Here is a 21,682-nt window from a genome sequence, read left to right as displayed (position 1 = left end):
TGACTTCATTTTATTTCTAAATACCTAAAAAATAACATTGACCTCTGAAAATGATTTAGAAGTCAAAAGCAAAAACAGTAGTAAATGTTGCTTTTTAGTGGTATTTAAACAAGCATTCCATATTGTCTGGCAGATAAAAAAATAGCGCATTTTGTTTGAGGGGATTTACAAAATGCATATAACGGCTTTTACTTAATTGTGTCGAACGACTATAATAACAAGGTACGATTTTTTTTACAGAAGAATCAAATGTTTTACGTTAAATATTTGCATTTTAACACTTTTAAACTGATAATTTGAAAAAAAATCAAAATTATGACTATTTTATAAGTACCTGATATTTTATTATTTACGATTAAATTATAGAAAATAATAAAAAGTCCTTAACATTTAATACGGCCGTAGATTAGAAAGTAGATTGAAAAATTAAAGTATAGTTTAAAAAGTAATTTTCCTTGTTGCAACTGAGCCATCTTCTAAAGTAATTTTCACTAACAAAATCTGCTGGGATGCTTTTAAATTTGAGATTTGTATTTCAAATTCGTTTAGTTTTCTTTCTTCGTAAAGTAGTTGTCCATTAATGTCGTATAACAAAACATTTTGGAGTTTTTGCTTTGTCGATTTTACCTGAATTACTTTATTTTTTAATGAAACCAGAACATCATTTTTCGCATTCTCAAAATTATCAACATTTAAATTTTTATCCGTAAAATGAAGTACAAATCGGTCTGAAAAGGATCCTATTTCAGTTTGAAAAGTATAATCTTTTAAAGTAAGATCAGAAATAGTATTTGCTAATTTGTCTTCCAGGAAAATATTCTGTTCTGCTAAATCTCCGTCAGCATGATCTATTTCAATTTTAAAAATATCCGTAACTGCCGTTTTATATCCTAAATTGATTTCATCAGAATTTTGAAAGGGTAAAGCTCTTCCCTGAATAACTAATTTTTTACTATCACTGATACTGTAAAAATCAACATACTGATTTCCGTTTAAACTCTCGGCATCATAATTTAAATCAAAAGAATTGGTTGCTCCTTTAAGATATCCAATTAAAATTTGTTTAAATGCCCCTTTTTCACTTTTAAAATTCAACCATATACGATGCTTTTCAACATCAGATTTGGTTTGTTTTTCTTCTTTTTTTGAGGGTTTAAAAAAGCCGTTATTCTTTTCGGGTATTCTCATACTGTCATTAAACTCTAATAATGCAACCTGATTGCTTTTAACGAAAAATCCCTGTCCAGACGCGATTTTGCCGTTAGGAATTGTTTCGTTTATTCCGTTAGAAATGGCTTTAGTCCCTACTCCGCCAACTAAATTATAAACCGCATAATCATTAGATGTGTATTCACCATTTGCTATTGGTGTATTATGTGTCCAGAAATATAATGCGCCTTTAGTTTTAAATTCATTTGTGCTCAAAAAGATATCCGCATCAATTGCTGATGGATAAGGATTTCCAATTAAATGAAACCGGTTGGCTTCTTCTAACTTAACTTCAATTTTTCCGTTATTTGGAATTCCTTTAAAAACTCCTTCATACAAAGTTCTCTCCACCGCAGAAAATTCCTGAGGACTTCTAACAGAATACCCTTTTCCTAAAATCATATTATTATCAGGATTTTCAATTTTCCATGTATTCAAACTTGGATTATAGGACATATATTTATCTGAGAGCGTATTTGGCGAAAGACCAATCAGCGTTTGTTTTTCTACCGGAGAAGACCAATAGGTATAATCAAATTTTAAAACTGGTTTTGTTTTTCTCTTTATCTCAACAATTCCTGTGTTAACAATATCGTCATCATACTGATACAAACCTGCTGAATCGTCCAGAATTAAAGTTCCCAAACCTGAGTAGGAAAACTCAATTCCTAATGTATTACCACTCAAAAGGGTTACTTTTTTCCCGGCATCAATAGTGCAGCTGCAGACATTCGATGAAATCAAATCCGGAAAATCTTCTTTAAAAAATACTTCTTTTCCTCCGGACGGATATCCATTTGACCACGAAGACCCGTTCCAGACAGTCGATCCCAGACACAATTTCAGACGGGAAATTCTGTGTTTGGTAATACCTGAAACAGAGTTAAAATTTCCACCAATTAAAAGTTTATAATCTGCGGTTATGGCTAATGCAAAGAGTTTATTATTGAGACGCGCACCAAAAGACGAATCAAAATCTCCTGTATTTAGTAATCTGACCAATCTTAAAGAAGCTTTATTTTTATACGTTCCCGAGAAAGTTCCACCCACTATAATTCGGTCGTCCGGCTGTACTATAATAGCACGAACATCTCCTTTGTTAAATCCAATTCCGGAATCAAAACCTGTATCCAGACTTCCGTTTGTGTTTAAACGAAGGATTCTTTTTTGGGGGACTTTATTATAGTTTAAAAAAGAACCGCCAACAATTATTTTACCATCTGACTGTAATGCCAGCGAGTAAACATTTTTGTCAAAGCCATCACCAATATTAAAACTTGTATCAATACTTCCGTCTGTGTTTAAACGAACCAAGCGTGAAAAAGTCTGCCCGTTAAACGTTGAAAATCTACCTCCAGCCAAAATTTTGCCATCGGTCTGAATTACAATGTCATCAATAATCGCATCTGCACCAAGACCAGGATTAAAAGTGAGGTCTCTTGAACCATCCGGCATCAATCGTATAATTCTTATTATAGACGATTCATTATTATAACGTGTAAAATTTCCTGCAATAATGCTTTTATTATCTGATTGTAATGCCATTGCATAAATCTGGCTATTAAATCCTGAACCAATATTAAAACTGTTGTCTATTGATCCGTCTGGAAATATTCGAACAATACGGTTGTAAGGCTGCCCATTGTAAGCAGTAAAATTACCTCCTAAAATCATTTTTCCATCTGATTGCAGAAGTGCAGTTTTAATCAAATTATTCGCCCCTGTTTGTTTTGAATTAAAATCAGCATCAAAAGAACCATCTTCTAAAAGTCTGGCAATTCTAAAAGCAGGATTATTATTAAATTTTGTAAAGCTTCCAAACACCATTGCTTTCTTATTCTCTAACGGAATTATTTTTAATACTGAATTATCAAAACCAATTCCGGATGCGAGATATCCGGTATCCGCTTCTCCTTCAACGTTAACTTTGGCCAGTCTTCCCTGATTTTGACCATCAAAAACAGAAAATGATCCTCCAATAAACCAAGATCCTTCTGAATCATTTGCAAGAGCTAAAACTGATGCTGTTGCCGGTCCAGTGCCCATATCAAAATCCGAATTTACAGTTCCATCCGAATTTAACAAAACGACTCTGTTAACATCAGTGCTATTATAAGTGTCATTATAAGTGCCATTAAAAGATCCGCCAGCCATAATATTCCCGGAATTATCTGTTTTGATAACCTGAACACTGCCATTACTAAAACCCAAACCTAAAAAACTATAATCGCGGGAACCATCCTCATTTAGCCTGATAATCCTGTTTGCCGCAATTCCATTAAACTGAGTAAAATTTCCGCCTATTATTATTTTACCATCAGACTGCTGGCAGATTGCATTTACATCATCATTAAAGCCTGTTCCGATATTAAAAGTTGTATTTATTGTTCCGTCAGTATTTAATTTGACTATTCGATTGGTGAGGACGCCATTAAATGATGTAAAATTTCCGGCTGCTAAAATTTTTCCATCAGGTAAAACTTTAATAGTGGTAATATTTACTGAGGATCCAATACCTGTTGAAAAAGAAGTATCTAAAGAACCGTTTGGAAGAATGCGGGCAATTCTGTTTATTGTTGTGTTATTATATTTTGTAAAACTGCCGACAATTATAATTTTCCCGTCAGACTGGACAGCAATATCATAAATAATACCTGTTGGCGCCGCGATTGAGGTATTGAAAGATGAATCGTATGTGCCATCATGGTTTAACCGAATAAGTCTTCCTGCATTTGTCCCGTTATAATTTGTAAAACTTCCTCCGATAATTATTCTGCCATCGGGCTGGATCGCAGAAGAATATATTTTACCATTAAAACCTGTTCCGGTATTAAAGTCTTCATCTATTGTTCCGTCTGGTTTTAAACGAGTTAAGTAAGGAGAAGAAATTCCGTTAAGACTCAAATAATCTCCACCAACAATCAAATTTTCATCTGATTGTAAAAATAAAGTCCGAACCGCATTATCAAAACCATCACCTTTTGAGCCATCGTCCAGAGTATTGAAGGTATTATCAATTTTTCCTTGCTGGGCAAACAAAATTGGTTTTGAGGTAAAAACAAAAAGAATTATGACACAGAATATATTTTTTATCAAAGCTGAAAATAATCAATTAATACTTTTTATAAGAAGTAACCGAAATTAAAGCGCTTGATTAAAAACCGCAATACCCACTTTTAGTGATTTTTTGTAAAATAAAAAATCCATTTGCCTAAGGTGGCAAATGGATTATATTGGAGTAGTTATTTTAATTAATTATAATTTTTCGTGCTGTTGTAAAATTATTTTCAAGAGTAACTTTTACCAGTAAAACCTGATTAGCAGTTTGTAAATTTGAAATTGATAATTCTGCAGCTCCTACTTTCTTTTTGTTATATAAAAGTTTTCCTGAAATATCATATACATTGACTTCTTTAATATTTTCTTTTGAAGAAATCACTTTTATGACCTTATCTTTTACAGCAACCAAAAGACCGTCTTTTACATTTTCGAAATCTCCTGTCCCTAATGTTTTATTGGTATATTTTAATTGAAAACGATCTGTAAAAGTTCCAATTTCCGTATTAAACTTATAATCGCCTGCTTTTAAATCATGTATGATATTGTTTGTTTTATCTTCCAGATAAACAGCCTGATTGTTTAACAAACCATCTGTATGATCGATCGAAATCGTAAATTCTCCTGCTACTGTTGTTTTATATCCAAGCGGAATTACGTCTGTATCTTCAAAAGGAATTGCACGTCCCTGAATGGTTAATTTCTTAGCTTCGTTAATACTGTAAAAGTCAATATAGGTATTTCCGCTAAGTGTTGCCGCATCATAATTTTGGTCCCAGCTGTTTGTAGCACCGTCAATATAACCAATCAAAGCTTGTTTAAATGCTCCTTCCGCATTTGCAAAATTCAGCCATAAACGATTTTTTTCTACCTCTTTTGTTGCAGCAGTTTTAAAGAATTGGCTGTTGTTTCCTCCAACTCTCATACTGTTTGTAAAAACAATATTGCCTGCGGAACTGGCTTTAAAGAAAAATCCCTGACCTGCAGCAATTTTTCCTAACATTACCGCGGCACCGCTTGAAGTTCCTGTGCTTCCGGTTAAAGTATAAACCGCATAATCTGAAACGGTATAATTGTATTTGGCATCGCCGACTACACTTCCGTTTGGAGGTGAATTATGAGTCCAGAAATACAATGCCCCGACTCCGGTATTTGTTATCAGTATATCTGCATCAATTGCAGACGGATATGGATTTCCGAGTAAATTCCATTTTGTCGCAACCGGCGTAAAAGAAATATTGCCATTATTAGGAACACCTGTGAAAGAAGCTGAATAAACAGCCGAAGTATTAATATCAAATTCCTGAGGCGCTCTTATAATATATCCCTTTCCTGCAGTCATAACTGAGCTTCCGTTATAATCGATAACCCAACCTGTTAAAGGATTATAACTGTAATATTTATCGGCAAGAGTTGTTGGCGATACATTATGAAGTGTAACTCCTGATACCGGACTTGACCAATAAGTAAAATCGTAACGACGAACCAATTGTGTATTTCTTTTATACGTGATATTTCCGCTGTTTACTGCATTTGCAGTTTGCACTAAACTTGCATTATTATCAAACGTTAATGAAGCACCGGAGTTGACTGTTACTGCATTTGTAACTGTTAATGTCCGGCCGGCCGGAACTGTTAGATTAACTCCGCTGTTGATTGTGCAGGAACAAGCACTTAAATCTGCAGTTATTGAAAAAGCTCCTGAAAAAACAGCTCTTTTTGTTGCAGTCGGCGTTCCGTTTGACCAAGCCGTTCCGTTCCATGTTGTCGAAGACTGATCTGTAACAGTTCCCCCAAGACTAGATGGTGATTTGCAGCCAGTACTATTTATTACTCTAAAGGTATAGGTATTGGCAGCCAGTCCGGTAATAGTTGTACTGGTTCCCGAGCCTGTATATGTTGCAGATCCCGGACTTCTTTCAATTGTCCAGGTTCCTGTTGATGGCAGATTATTTAAAACGATACTTCCTAAACCTGCACACGAAACATCGTTTATTGCACCAATAGTCGGCGGTGGCAATAAATCTATTGATGTTGAAATATTGTCTGCATAAGTTTGTCCTGAAATATCTTCGACGACATTTAAAGATGGATCAGTTCCCGTAACTTTAGCTGAGTTAATTACTCTTCCCAAATTTACATCTGCAGCAGTAATAGTATACGTTCCTGTTAATGTAGCAGTTGCTCCGGCAGCTAAACTGGCAATTGGATTTCCAGTTATGGTTATTCCGGGCATTGGATCGGTTACACGAATATCTGTAATTGGAACTTCTCCTGTATTCTTTATATTGAAAGTATAATTAATTACATCTCCAACTTTTCCACAAGATGGCATTGAAGCTGTTTTAATAAGACTTAATTCTGCGATTTTTAATGAATTTGTATTGAAAGCAATAAAGGCGCAATCTGAACTTCCTGAAAAAGTTACCACAAAACGGTCAACCTGAGAAGCATTGGCAGATGTTATCCCGAATTGGCCGGTTTCAATTGCAAGCATTCTTATATCTCTTGTTGATGCCGCAGCAAAGCCCAGCGTTCCATCCATTTTAAATAAATCAAGGCTATACGTACCAATTGCCGTTACGGCATCAAATTTTATAGACAATTCAGTTCCAACTGTATTTCCTAATGCATCAATAAATTTAAAAGTATCCGGCGTTCCTCCGGGATCTGCAACCTGAGTTACAATTAAATCGGGAATTCCGTCACCAATACCTGCAAGATTTAAGTTATTTGTACCCACTTTAAATTCGGCAGTTCCGGCTTTTATATTCGCCACACCTGTTCCAATTGATAATCCATTTATACCATCTGTTAATCTTGATGCTAATTCAGCACCAGTTGCAGTAGAACTCGCTAAAGCTGGAATTAAAGTTGCACCAGTAGGTGATTCGTCGATCATTGATCCTTGCAGAAAATAAGAACTTGTTGTCGAGCCTAGAGACTGGATTTTTAACGCTCTGAATTTTTGCGTGTTATAGGCTACCGAGTGCGACGTAAGCACAGCGTTACCAACTCCTGTCGAATAGGTTGTCCCATTCCACGTAAAAGCTAATAAGTTATTTTCTCTATCCGGGCGGTTACCAACTCCGGTAGTAGAATTTGAAGTCCAATATCCATTCCAATCAGTATAAATTCTTGAAACTGCTGTCAGCTGTGCTGAGGCATTTAAAGAAATCAAAAGGAATGCAAATACTATTTTATTTAATATTGAACGTCTTAACAAAAGTAATTTTTGGGGCATACAATTTGTGTTTTGGTTTGATTTTGATTTGTTAATGATTTAATTTTTAAATTCTTAATCTATCTTATTTCATTTTTTTATTAGTAACATTATTACACGTAAAAATCCGGCAGCTTTCACTGTCGGATTTTTATTATATTTTATTTTAATTAATTGAAAATGATTTTCCTTGTTGTTACAGATTCATTTTCAAGTGTAACTTTCACCAGTAAAACCTGATTGGCTGACTGCAGGTTTGAAATGGACCATTCTGTTGTGCCTATTTTGTTTTTACTATATAAAAGTCTTCCTGTAATATCGTATATATTTACTTCTTTAATATTTTCATTAGAAGATGATGCCTTTATAACCTTATCTTTTACAGCAACAAAAAGACCGTCTTTTATATTTTCAAAATCTCCGGTGCCTAATGTTTTATTGGTATATTTTAATTGAAAGCGATCTGTAAAAGTTCCAATTTCAGTATTAAACTTATAATCGCCGGCTTTTAAATCATAAACCGTGTTTGTCATTTTATCTTCCAGATATACTTTCTGATTATCAAATAAACCATCTGTATGATCGATCGAAATTGTAAATTCTCCGGCAACTGTTGTTTTATATCCAAGGGGAATTACATCTGTATCCTCAAAAGGTGCTGCACGTCCCTGAATAGTTAATTTCTTAGCCTCATTAATACTGTAAAAATCGATATACGTATTACCATTTAGCGTTGCCGCATCATAATTTTGATCCCAGCTGTTTGTTGCTCCGTCAATATATCCAATTAAGGCTTGTTTAAATCCTCCTTCGGCATTTGTAAAATTCAGCCATATTCGGTTTGTCGCAACAGGAATTTCAGAAGTTTTAAAGAACTGACTGTTATTACCCACAATTCTCATACTGTTTGTAAAAACAATATTGCTTCCTGTGCTTGCCTTAAAGAAAAATCCCTGACCTGCAGCAATTTTACCAGAATGAACAGCTGCACCGCTTGAAGTTCCGGTACTTCCTGTTAAAGTATACACTGCATAATCTGAAACAGAATAATTATATTTTGCATCTCCCGTTACAGTTCCGCTTGGCGGAGAATTATGTGTCCAGAAATATAACGCTCCAACTCCTGTATCGTTTATTAATTTATTTGCATCGATAGCAGATGGATATGGATTTCCAATTAAATTCCATTTTGTGGCAACTGGTGTAACTGTAATATTACCATTATTTGGAACTCCAACAAATGAAGCATGATATATAGCAGAACTATTAATGTCAAATTCCTGAGGTGCTCTTACAATATATCCTTGTCCGGCAGCCATTGTTAAAGTGCCATTATAGTTGATTGTCCATCCTGTAGTTGGGTTATAACTGTAATATTTATCTGCCAATGTTGTTGGTGATAAATCATGAAGCTTAACTCCTGATACAGGTGCTGACCAATATGTAAAATCATAACGGCGAATCAGCTGAGTGTCTCTCTGCATTTCAAATGAATTTGCTGCTCCCTGATATGCATTTGCGCTTGTACTGTTTTGTAATAATGAACCTCCGTTTTTAACCAAAAGTTTTCCTCCCGCTCCTACAGTTGTAGTTTCATCTACCGTTAAAGTTCTGTTTGCCGGTATCGTCAATGTAACTCCCGGATTAATAGTACAGGAACAAACCTGAAGATCTGAGTTTAATGTCGTATTAGCATTTATTGTAATTGCTGATCCGCTGGCTGGAGTTGTTGATCCGTCATAAACGGTTGGAACAGCTATAAGATTTACTGCCATTTTTGCATCTCCGGCATCTTCTCTCAGTCTGACTTCTATTTTTGAATTTTTGTTTAATGTATAAATCTGACCCGTTTTTACTAAAACCGGCGCGCCAATATTTTGTCCTGCAGTATATTCTAAAACATCATTTACATAAATTCTCATATCATCGTCGCAGTTTACCACCTGAATTTGATAATTACCACAAGGAAAACCCTGACGTTTGTATGTTGTTGTAAAGTAATCAATTGGCATTGGGGCACCTTGCCATGTAGTGACAGCAGAAGGTGATTTATCAGCTGCCCATGAAGTAGTTGTGTTGATATTTAAATTTGAATCTACAAAAGTTCCCGCATAAACCGTTTGAGTCAGGTCGAAGTTGTTTTTTGTAAACCCATAAACATTCCAGACATTATCTCCGTAAGGTAAATTAACATTATCACCTTTAATTAAACCGTATGAAAAATTAGTACGAGCCGAACCTCCATTTTCATAATATTCTAAAACAAAATCATGAGAACCCGCTGTCAATGTATACAAAGCAGCATCTAAGATAAAACTATGATCATTCCATCTGTTTAAAACTAATGTACCATCGATATACAATCTTATTCCGTCATCTCCTCCAAGAGAAATATTATAAGTTCCAGCAGCTGTTGTTGTTCTCATTTTGTAACGAACAAAAAAGTTATCTGCCGGAGCGCTTCCGCAAATGTTTGTCACCACTCCTCTTACCGTTCCGGCTCCAACATTTCGGTCAAAAATCATTGGCTCTGTTACGTTTCCGATATAAACATTAGTTGCAGTCGCAGGTGAAGCGGCTAAAGCAGGATTCGGAGTAGTTGTATTCCATTTGTAAACATATCCAATCCATGAATCGATACCAAAAGTTGTCTGATCTCCTTGCTCACAAATAATAATTTCGTCTGCTCCCATATCTGGGACTGTCGTACTTCTTGTTTCACTATCAATATCTGTAGTAAAACCAGTTATTGGCGTTCCTTTTGCATGAATTCCGGAATTTGTTGTGTTCTGAACTAAGTGAAAATCTGTTGTTGAAATAAATTTTGGTTCTACTACAATAGAATTTTGCTCTTTTGCAGTTGCAGTCTGCCAGGCAGCCAATGTTGTATAATCTGCATTATCCTGGAGTCTGGAGTTAAAATGTGAAGCATATTTAACTATATATTGATCATTATTACTCAATGAAGTAAATACTGATGAGGCGACTCTTGTAAAAATTGCATATTGACTTCCTGTGGTCTGGCTGTTATAAAATATATTATTTCGGACATCAAGCGAAGAACCTCCGGCAATAAATAAACAAGATGATTTTCCTCCCGTCACAGCAGCATCCATCGAAACAGTATTGAAATAAACTTTATTAGAGGCACCGCTATTGATATAAATTCCGTGACCTTTATAAGTGAAATTAGAATTATTATCATCAGTATTATTACTGCGAATATTATTTATAAAATTGTTATAAATAATATTATTCCCGCTATCCACATAAATTCCAGCACAATAAGACATCGCGTTACCTGTCGCATCATACACATCACTGATTTTATTGCTAAAAATACTTCCGTTACTTGTTCCGTAAACTGAAATACCAGAATGGTGAGTCGTTGTATTTTGTCCGGAATCTGCTTTATAAACACCTGTGATAGTATTTTGAGATACTTCGTAATCCTTAGCATTATTCAATCTGATAGCAATATGCGGTTTATTAGTATTTGTAGTTCCGCCAATTATATTGCTCTGAATTTTCCAGCCTGTAGATAATGAACTTGCAAGTCCGTTTAAATATACCGCTTGTCCTACACCTGTAAAAGTATTATTGCTTATGATATTAGAAGAGTTCGCTGTTTCTGCTGCACTTGATGAACTGCTTGTTCCTCCGCCGTAAACACCTATCGAAAAATCATACGTACCTCGTGCATATTGCTGTAAAATTAAATTCTTAACTTCATTATTATTTGCACCATTTGTACTGTTTTGGCTTGCAATCCAAATAACAGATCGGTCATTATTCGACTGGTTATTGTTATAAATTGTCATGTTTTTGGTTGTGCCGTTTGTGGTGTTACTACCATCAAAAACAACATTGTCAACCCCATTTAATTTAAAAACAGCTTCAGTATTTTTGGAAGTATTACTAGATTCAATAGTTACTGTCCTGTTCGTATTAGGTTTAAAAGTTACTTTATAAGAAGTATTTCCTGTATAAGGATTAATTACAAGAGGAAAAATTTCGTTTGTTGAAACGTTATAGGCCGTATTATCAAGCAAAAATGTTACGGCAGCAGAAACACCAACATTATTAAGCGTATTTACTGCAGATGTAAGTGTACTGAAATCAGAAGTAGCAGCGCTTCCAACAACATAAGGTCCAGCTAAAGGCGTCATTAGTTTACCTGTAAACTTTAAAGTGTTGGCTAAAATCTGCCATTTGATATTGTTATAATCCGACCCTTTTGTATAAAGACGAATTATTAATTTTTGATTTGAATTTAAAGATTCATTAATCTTAATACTCTTTGACGGATTTCCTGAAATGGATTCTTCTGCGACTAAATTACTGGCAGTATTGTAGAAATCAAATGTCGAAGGAACAGTCCCGTTTTGCGAAATGTAATATTTGGCAATGTAAGTAGATGGTCCTGGTGTACCACCACTTGGAATACTTGCCTGTTGAAAAACTAAATTTGAAATCCAGATAATATTGCCTGCTGTAGGTGCAATCGAAACTTCAATGTAACGATAATGTACAAACGCATTGTTATTCCATCCCGTAACTAATGCTCCGGTACTTCCATAAGCAATTGGATTTTCACTAGTTGTAAAAGTACTAGACTGAACATAACTCTGTTTGGTTGTAATATTGCCATTTGCTGTTAAAGCCCAGGAAGCTAAATCAACAGTTTGTGCAATTCCAAAAAAAGGTAAAAACAAAAATAAAAGTAGAGTTCTAATCATGTTAAATGTTTTCTATCAGATTGTTATGCTGGCATAATAACATTACACCCGCGCAAATATAGATACATCTACGTGTTTGATTTTCCTGAGGTTTTTAGAATGGGCATATTCTCGATAAACTGGTAAAATAATCGATGAAATGCATAGTGAAAAAGAGGAATTTATGGAAATTCCTATAAAACAAGCTTGTTAAAAATAGGAAAAATCTTTAAGGATTGCCGTATTTCAATTCCAATTTTAAAAAAATAATCGAAAAAACGTCGTGTTTTATAAAAAATCCTCAGAAAGGCACTATTTTACAACCAACAGTTATTTTTTATTCCGTAAGGAATTTAAGATGTTTTCACGAAGGTTATAAAAAAAATTCGCAAGAGGTAAAAAATAAGATTTTAAATACGATTTTAAGAATCTGAATTTTGCTCTAATTCTTTAACTTTTTCATAAACCAAATTACTTTCATAACCTCTTCGAAGAAGATAGTCGCAAAACTTTTTTCTCTTTTTTAAAATGTTATTTTCTGAAATAGAATTCCAGCATCTTTCTGATAGATTTTCAAAAGTTTGAAAATATTCCTCTGCTGAAATTTCCTTAAGAGCGATATTAATATTTGTTGAAGAAATATTTCTTAGTTTAAGTTCATTTGTAATCCTGATTTTGCCCCAATTTTTAATTCTGTGTTTCCCTCTTGCGAAACTGCAGGCAAATCTTGTTTCATTTAAAAAATTGTTTTCAATTAACTGAACAACAATGGAATCTATCTCATCCGAAGTCATTTTCAAGCTGTAAAGTTTTGAAACCACCTCATCATGACAACGTTCCTGATAAGCACAATAACGTTCTAATTTCTGTAAAGCTTCTTTTGGAGTACAAATTGAATTCATGAGTATTTTCTTTCTTTTTAACTGTAAATGGTAAAAATAATCATTTAAATGTTAAATTATAATGTGTTTATTCGATTTTTCACAAAAGACTTTCAAAAATCTATTGTGTATATCAGGATTAATAATAATTTTGGGTCTAAAATCTGTTTGTTAAATTACCTTATTTCTTAAACAGTTATTAATAAGAATTTCATTTCAAAATTAGTCTTCGTACATAACGGAATTTGAAATTTTTTATTTGAATTAGTGCCAAAACAATTTAATACCACGCCTGCTATGATCCGAAAACTACTTTTGACTGCCCGTTCTTTATTTTTGTTATTCCCAAATTCTTCCAAAGAAAAGTCTTTCGCTATTAGTTTAAGATTCATTTGTCTGGGGATGTTTTTTGTTGTTTCTGCTGCGAATGCAGTAAATTATTATTCTAAATCAACCGGAAACCTTAATTTAACTTCAAGTTGGGGTATAAATACAGATGGAAGCGGAACTGCTCCCGCTAATTTTACAACTGCAGGAAATATTTTTTATATAAGAAATAATACTGCACCTACAGTTGGTGCAGACTGGACAGTTTCTGGTACAGGATCAAAAATTGTATTGGGTGATGGAACTACGGCTATTAACTTTTCCGTGGGAAGCAATTATGTCATAAATGGAACTATGGATATTTTAGCTTCAGGAACTCTTACATTGACTACTACTGGTACGACAGCAATTGTTTTTGGAACATTATCATCAAATAGTACTGTTAACTATGGAGAACTTGGTAATCAATCAATTTTAGCAGGAGGTTACGGCAATCTAGTTCTTTCTGGAAGCGGAACCAAAACTTTTCCAGCATCAGGAGTTACTATTGCAACCAATCTTACCTTAAGCGGAGCTGTTACTTCAACTACAGCAGCAAATTTAACAGTAGGTGGAAATTTAGCAATAAATACAGGAACAACATTTACAACAGGATCTAACTTCACTCTGGGAGTTACAGGTACTACATCAGTTTCAGGAACATTAACTCTGGCAAATACTGGTACAAAAACTTTTACAGGAGATGCAACAATTAATTCTGGAGGAATCTGGAATGAAACTGGTATAGCTGCAATAGGTTTTGCTGGTAATTTGCAAAATAACGGAACATATACCTCTACAGCTAATACAGGTACTCATACTTTTAGTGGAACAGCAAAAACAATTAGCGGTTCTTCAACAATAACAATTCCAAATGTTGCTGTTTCTGGAACATATACAAACAATAATGTTTTATCAATATCAACAGGTTTATCCGGATCAGGGGCATTAACAAATTCATCTGGAAGCACTTTAACAATTGGCGGAACGTCTTCACTTTCCACTATAAATAATTCCGGAACCGCGAACATAAATGGCTCTGGAAATATTACTACAGCAACATTTAACAATACTGGAACACTTAACCTAAATGGTTCTGGCACTATAACTTCGATTAATAACAGCTCAGCAACAAGTCAATTAAACATTACATCATCACCTGTGCCAACAATTACAACTTTGACAGCAACTGCAGCTGGAAATACTGTAAATTATAATGGAACTGCGCAAACAATAAAAGCTACAACATATTCAAACTTAACAGTTTCGAATTCTGGAACTAAAACCCTTGGTGGAGCTGCAATTGTTACTTCAGACTTAAATATTGCCAATACTGTAACTTTAGCAACAAATAATAATAATTTAACAATTGGTGGAAATTTCACTAGTAACGGCACATTTACTCCTGGAACTGGAACTGTAACATTTAATGGAGTCAATCAATCTTTTAATGTCCCTAATTTTTATGCTCTTACTCTTTCTGGAAGCGGTATAAAAACATTTGCTTCTACTGGAGCTACTGCAATTTCAAATGCATTGATGATAAATTCTGGAGTTAATGCAAACTTAGGTACTCAAACTCATACTGCCAATACATTAACTTTAGGTTCTTCTCAAGTTCTTCCGGGTTCTTGGGGTAGTTCAAGTTCAGCAGCTACTAATAAGAGTGATGCCTATTTTACTGCAACAACTGGCCAGATAAATGTATCTTCCAGTACTTGTGCTAATTTCTCTACAGTACTTCAAATTACAAATGTGAGCTTAAACACATTGTCAAAAACAAGTACAGGAATAACGGGTTACGAAGATTTTACAGCAGATACCCCAACTAAAATTACTCAGGGAAAAAGTTATGCTTTAACTGTAAAAGGAAATACAGGCGGAGATCAAAATGTTTATTATTCGGCATTTTTTGACTGGAATAACGATGGTGATTTTGATGATTCTGGCGAATATTTTCAAATTGGAACTATCCGAAATTCAACTGGAACAACAGGAGCTGCATCCGTTTACATAACTGTTCCAAGTATTGCTACAGGCGATATAAAAATGAGGATTATTGGTCGTTTGACCGGTTATAACAATACTCCTTGTGCAATAAGTTCAAGCAGCGGACAAATGGAAGATTATAAAGTAACGGTACAATCTGGTTGTACTGGAACGGCAGGAGCTCCTGTAAGCAGTGCTTCAACAGTATGTCCAAATGTTCCGTTTACAATTTCTCTGCCAAGCAGTACATTGACTGATGGGGCTACGTATGTGTGGCAGACTTCTCCTGATAATGCGGCATGGACAAATGCAACTCCAGCTCCAATAACATTTTTTGGTCTGGAAACTTTTAATTCATTACCAGCAAATACAAACATTTACGGAAGTGCTGCTGTAACTGGAAATCAGTTATTATTAACACCGGCAACTAACAGCTTAAATGGAGCTTTTGTAATTCAAAATACTCCTGGTACAAATATGGATGCTTTTACTGTAAATTTTGATTATCAAGCTTATGGCGGAAGCGGAGCTGATGGTTTTAGTTTAAGTTATGCGGGCGACATAACAAGTGATGCTGCAGGAGGAGAGAGCGGTCAGGGATCAGGAATTATAATTCAATTTGATACTTATGATAATGAAGGAGTAGCAACTGGAAGCCGTGTCAGAGTATTATATGCTGGAAATGTACTTTTTAATTCGGCAATTGATGTTCCTGCATTAAGACCAACCACAGGAAATACACCGGTAGTTTTGACGGTTGATTCCAAAGGAAGATTATCTTTGAGAGTAAATGGCTCATATGTTGTTTCAGATTTAGCACTTCCGGCAGCTTATCTTTCAGCCAATAAATCTGCATGGAAATATAAGTTTGCTGCAAGAACTGGAGGTTCGAATGACAATCACATTATTGATAATTTATTAATAAGATACCAAGATGTAGCCAGCTCAAATTCAACTTTTTCAACAACTCAAACCACTAAAACATATTATCGTGTACAAGTAACTTGTGGAACAACTACAACTACAACATCAGTATTAGTTGATATAAGTACAGCAGCAATTACTACACAGCCAACTGCACCTACAGCAGTATGTTCTGGTACTGGTGTACGTACTATTTCTGTTGCTGCAACAGGATCTGGTTTAACTTATTCCTGGAGATTAAATGGAACACCAGTAGTTAATGGTGGTGTAATCTCTGGACAAGGAACAAATACTCTTACTTTAACAAATCCTACAGCTGCAAATGCTGGAAGTTATACTGTAATTATTGGCGATGCCTGTTCTACAAGCGTAACATCAAACGCAGTAGCACTTACTATAAACCCCACACCTACTTTAACAGGAGCAACTCAATCTGCTACGGTATGTGCTGGAACTTCTGCCACGATAAATTTGGCCGGATTATTGGCTAATAGTACTTCCACTGTTTCTTATTCTATTAATAGTATTGCTCAGACTCCTGTAACAGGAGTAATAGCAACAGCAGGCGGAACAGCTAGTTTTACAACGCCTGCATTAACAGCTGCAAATAATGGTCAGACTTTACAGATTACAGGAATTACAACAACTAGTAATACTCCAAGTTGTAGCCAGTCATTTACAACAAACGTAACTTTAGCTGTAAATCCAACTCCAACTTTATCTGGAGCAACTCAATCTGCTAACGTATGCGTAGGTTCTTCTGCAACAGNAGTCATTTACAACAAACGTAACTTTAGCTGTAAATCCAACTCCAACTTTATCTGGAGCAACTCAATCTGCTAACGTATGCGTAGGTTCTTCTGCAACAATAAACTTATCGGGATTATTGGCAAACAGCACTTCTACTATTTCATATACAATTAACGGCGCTGCTCAGACTCCTGTAACAGGAGTAACAGCAACAGCAGGCGGTACAGCTAGTTTTACAACGCCTGTATTAACAGCCGCAAATAATGGTCAGATTTTACAGATTACAGGAATTACCAGAACAAGCAGTACTCCTAACTGTAGCCAGTCATTTACAACAAACGTAACTTTAGCTGTAAATCCAACTCCAACTTTATCTGGAGCAACTCAATCTGCTAACGTATGCGTAGGTTCTTCTGCAACANAGTCATTTACAACAAACGTAACTTTAGCTGTAAATCCAACTCCAACTTTATCTGGAGCAACTCAATCTGCTAACGTATGCGTAGGTTCTTCTGCAACAGTAAACTTATCGGGATTATTGGCAAGCAGCACTTCTACTATTTCATATACAATTAATGGCGCTGCTCAGACTCCTGTAACAGGAATAACAGCATCAGCAGGCGGAACAGCTAGTTTTACAACTCCTGCATTAACAGCTGCAAATAATGGTCAGACTTTACAAATAACAGGAATTACAACAACTAGTAATACTCCAAGTTGTAGTCAGGCATTTACAACAAATGTAACTTTAGCTGTAAATCCAACCCCAACTTTATCTGGAGCAACTCAACCTTCGGCAGTATGTGCAGGATCATCTGCTACAATAAATTTATCAGGATTATTACCAGGCAGCACTTCTACTGTTTCATATACTATAAACAATGTTGTTCAAACCCCTATAACTGGAGTAACAGCAACATCTGGCGGAACAGCAAGTTTTACAACGCCTGCATTAACAGCAGCGAATAATGGCCAAACTTTACAAATAACAGGAATTACAACAACTAGTAATACTCCAAGTTGTAGTCAGGCATTTACAACAAATGTAACTTTAGCTGTTAACGCCTTACCGGTAATTACAACACATCCACAAACAATTTCAGTATGTGAAGGCAGAAACCACTCGTTTACTGTAGCCACTTCTGCAGGAAGTCCAACATATCAATGGCAGTATTCGCCAGATAATGCAGCCTGGGCAAACACAAATGGAGCCGGAGGCGTAACTGGCCATACAACTGCGTCATTAAATATTACAAACATTCCATTGTCCTATTCTGGATATTATGTTCGTTGTATCATTACATCCGGAACATGTACAAGCACTTCAAATTCTGCTTTACTAACAGTAAATCCAACGCCAGCCGCACCAACTGCATCTGTAACAACTCCGCTGACCTGTGCCGTAACAACCGCAACGATAACGGTTTCTAGTCCGGCACCTGCTGCAGGAATTACGTATAGTGTTGATGGAACAACTTTTACCAATACAACTGGTATATTTTCAGGATTAGCAGCTGGGGCGTATAACGTTACTACTAAAAATAGTTCAGGATGCGAATCTCCAGTTACAGTTGTAACAGTAAACCCTTACGTTGGAAAAACATGGAACGGAAGCGTTAGTACAAATTGGAATACTGCCGGAAACTGGACACCAAACGGAGTTCCAACAGCTGCAGATTGTGTAGTAATTCCAGATTTAACCGCTATAACAAACAAACCGCAAATAACCGGAACAAATAATGTATTTCAGGGACATACTCTTAACTTAAATAATAATAGTTCGCTTGTTGTTCAAAGTACAAATACATTGACTATTACAAATGCCGTGACAGTTAATACGGGAAGTACTCTGACTTTTGAAAACAATGCAAGTTTAGTACAAACTACAAATGCTGTTAACAGTGGAAATATTATCTATAAGAGAAATACAGAACCAGTTCGTCGTTACGATTTTACGTATTGGTCAGCACCAGTAACAGCAACACCAGCGTTCACGCTTTATGATTTATCTCCAACAACGCTTGCTGATAAATACTACAGCTATAATGCAAACACAGGATGGGTTATCGATTATAACGGAAGTTTACCAATGGTTGCTGCAAAAGGATATATCGTAAGAGCACCTCAGGGATTTGACATTAACATTCCGGCTGTTTATTCAGCTGTTTTTACCGGTGTGCCAAATAATGGTGATATTAGTTTTACACCGATTGCCACAAAATGGAATTTACTTGGAAATCCATATCCATCAGCTATTGATGCCGATATGCTTATCAATAATACCGGAGTTGGTGCATTGTATTTCTGGACTCATAATTCTCCTCCAAACGGAAGTGTTGTTGGTGATGCCAAATACAATTATACTGCTGCAGATTATGCGGTTTATACTTTAACAGGAAGTACCGGAACTTCAAGCGGTGCTGCGGTGATGCTAGGAAAAATTGCTGCAGGTCAGGGATTCTTCTTTAAGGCAAGTACAGGAAGCAATATTGTTTTCACAAACAGTATGAGAGTAGTGGGTAATAATAGCCAGTTCTTTAAAACTGCTGAAACAAAAGGCATTGAAAAAAATCGTTTATGGCTGAATTTTGCAAATGCTGAAGGAGCTTTTAAACAAGCCTTGATTGGATATATTGAAGGAGCAACAAACAGCTGGGACCAAAATTATGATGCGGCAACACTTAACGGAAATACTTATGTAGACTTTTACAGTATTAGTGAAGCTAAAAAATTAGCCATTCAGGGGCGTGCAATACCTTTTGAAGATACCGATGTAATTCCGCTTGGATATAAAACAACAGTTGCCGGAGAATTTACAATTGCTATCGATCATACAGATGGTTTATTTGACAATCAGAAAGTATATCTGGAAGATAAAACGACAAACACAGTTTATGATTTAAAAGCAGGCGATTACAAATTCACCACTGAAATTGGAACTTTTACAGATCGTTTCCAATTAAAATATACCAATAAAACATTAGGAACCGGAGATTTCGAAAATGTAAAAGATGGTGTTTTAGTTGCCGTAAAAGACAAAGTCATCAACATAATTTCTACTAAAGAAAACATTAAAGATGTTTCTGTTTTTGATATCAACGGAAGACTTATATACAATAAAAAGAAAGTTAATTCATTAGAATTATCAATTTCAAACTTACAGGCTGCTGAACAAGTTTTACTGGTAAAAGTAACGCTTGAAAACAAAGCCGAAGTAACCAGAAAAATCATATTCAAATAAAAATCCTTCTTCCAAAAAAAAATCCATTTGTTTACAGCAAATGGATTTTTTTATTTAAGATAAGTTACAACTATGCTTTTTCAATCAAAATACTGACTGCATTTCCTCCAAAGCCAACGGCATTTACTAATATCCTTTTAATTGGTTTATCGTATTTTTCAGATCCTGAAAAAGGCGTCGCAATAAATGTATTATGCTCCATCATAAGAAGTGCCAGCTCCAAACTCAATATTCCTGATGCTCCAAAAGTGTGTCCAACTTTCCATTTGTTGGTAGTGAGCAATGGCAGCCTGGAACCGAAAACTTTTTCGACCGCGCGCAATTCGGTTAAATCTCCTTTTATTGTGCCGGGCGCATGCATTACAATGGCATCAACACTTTCTAAATCAATATTATTTAAAGCCATTTTCATAGATTTTTGAAAACAGTCTGCTTCTGCAGAAATTGAAATATTATGTTCTAAGATTTCAGTAGCATAGCCCGAACCAATAACATAAGCAATTGCTTTTTCTTTTTCTCCAGCTTCTAAACAACAGATTGCTGCACCTTCACCTAAAATCATGGTGTTTTGTGTTTTTTTGAAATCAAAAGCCAAATTGGGCCATAAATCGGTATCCTGATCGATGCGTGAATAAATTTTCAAAGCCCGCATTTGTCCAATTGTAAAATCGGTTAAAGGAGCTTCACTTCCTCCCACTAAAAATTTATCTGCCATTCCGGACTTTAGCCAGGCAATACCATTTAAAAGTGCATGTAAAGCTGTTGAACAAGTAATAGAATGTGAAATTTCCGGTCCTATACTTCGCAAATCATGTGCAATCCAGGACGAAATATTTCCTAATGTAGTAGTTGGCGAAGCAAGAGTCTGTGCTTTTCCGGTTTCAAGATATTCTTTATAATGTTTTTCGAATAAATCTGTTGCGCCTCTTGAAGAACCAATATTAATTCCAAAAACAGCATCTGATTTCCATCCTGCATTCTGAACTGCTTTTCGTGAAGCGGCCAGAGCAAATAAAACAGAATCATCAAGAAATTTATATTTACTGTCTGATTCCCGAATTTCTTCTATAATTTTCTTCGATTCAGGATCTAATACTGCAGCGGAAGTTTCCTGCTGATCTAAAAATTGCTTGGTAAAACAATGCTTTTTGTCCAGATATTTTTTCCAAACCTGATCGGCATTATTTCCTAAAGGAGAAATAGAAGAAAAAGCGGTTATGGCAATTTTTGGTGTATTCACAATAGTTTATTTTATTCAAAGGTCTGTAAAAAAATGGCAAACTGATGATACGGGCTGAACGGATTTACACAGATTGATTATTTT

6 protein-coding genes and 1 pseudogene are annotated in these 21,682 nt (G+C 35.3%); 2 read left to right on the top strand and 5 right to left on the bottom strand.

Annotated features, from left to right (window positions below):
- Positions 1–438: 438 nt before the first annotated feature.
- From ASE21_RS07945 to ASE21_RS07925, 4 genes are all read right to left on the bottom strand, one after another.
- The gene (locus ASE21_RS07945; RefSeq protein ID WP_242410237.1) at positions 439–4,248 is read right to left on the bottom strand and encodes a T9SS sorting signal type C domain-containing protein; all 3,810 of its coding nucleotides are present in this window, start codon (positions 4,246–4,248) and stop codon (positions 439–441) included.
- Between the two features lie 208 nt (positions 4,249–4,456).
- Entirely contained in the window at positions 4,457–7,510 is a 3,054-nt protein-coding gene (locus tag ASE21_RS07940) for a T9SS sorting signal type C domain-containing protein (protein WP_082603448.1), read from the bottom strand.
- Between the two features lie 149 nt (positions 7,511–7,659).
- On the bottom strand, positions 7,660–12,228 hold the full coding sequence (locus ASE21_RS07935; protein ID WP_057122064.1) for a T9SS sorting signal type C domain-containing protein: 4,569 nt from the start codon (positions 12,226–12,228) through the stop codon (positions 7,660–7,662).
- Between the two features lie 401 nt (positions 12,229–12,629).
- Complete coding sequence (locus tag ASE21_RS07925) at positions 12,630–13,109, bottom strand: regulatory protein RecX (RefSeq protein ID WP_057122062.1); 480 nt, start codon at positions 13,107–13,109, stop codon at positions 12,630–12,632.
- A 276-nt stretch (positions 13,110–13,385) separates the two neighbouring features.
- On the opposite strand from ASE21_RS07925, the pseudogene ASE21_RS22455 reads away from it, so the two are divergent.
- Positions 13,386–17,136: pseudogene (locus ASE21_RS22455) on the top strand (beta strand repeat-containing protein); the annotation flags it as partial.
- Positions 17,137–19,206: 2,070 nt separating this feature from the next.
- Complete coding sequence (locus tag ASE21_RS22450; protein ID WP_410503562.1) at positions 19,207–20,358, top strand: T9SS sorting signal type C domain-containing protein; 1,152 nt, start codon at positions 19,207–19,209, stop codon at positions 20,356–20,358.
- A gap of 70 nt (positions 20,359–20,428) precedes the next feature.
- On the opposite strand, the gene ASE21_RS07905 is transcribed toward ASE21_RS22450, so the two are convergent.
- A complete protein-coding gene (locus tag ASE21_RS07905; RefSeq protein ID WP_057122058.1) occupies positions 20,429–21,598 on the bottom strand; it encodes a beta-ketoacyl synthase N-terminal-like domain-containing protein in 1,170 nt (389 codons plus the stop codon).
- Positions 21,599–21,682 lie beyond the last annotated feature (84 nt).

This window comes from Flavobacterium sp. Root901 (genome assembly GCF_001429765.1).
Taxonomy (GTDB): Bacteria; Bacteroidota; Bacteroidia; order Flavobacteriales; family Flavobacteriaceae; genus Flavobacterium.
The sequence above is the reverse complement of the archived record's forward strand: the minus strand, read 5'-3'. Positions and strand labels throughout refer to the sequence as shown.

Coding starts and splice junctions, on each gene's coding strand:
- ASE21_RS07940 (WP_082603448.1), bottom strand. CDS start 7,510: ATGCCCCAAAAATTACTTTTGTTAAGACGTTCAATATTAAATAAAATA.
- ASE21_RS07935 (WP_057122064.1), bottom strand. CDS start 12,228: ATGATTAGAACTCTACTTTTATTTTTGTTTTTACCTTTTTTTGGAATT.
- ASE21_RS07925 (WP_057122062.1), bottom strand. CDS start 13,109: ATGAATTCAATTTGTACTCCAAAAGAAGCTTTACAGAAATTAGAACGT.
- ASE21_RS22450 (WP_410503562.1), top strand. CDS start 19,207: ATGGTTGCTGCAAAAGGATATATCGTAAGAGCACCTCAGGGATTTGAC.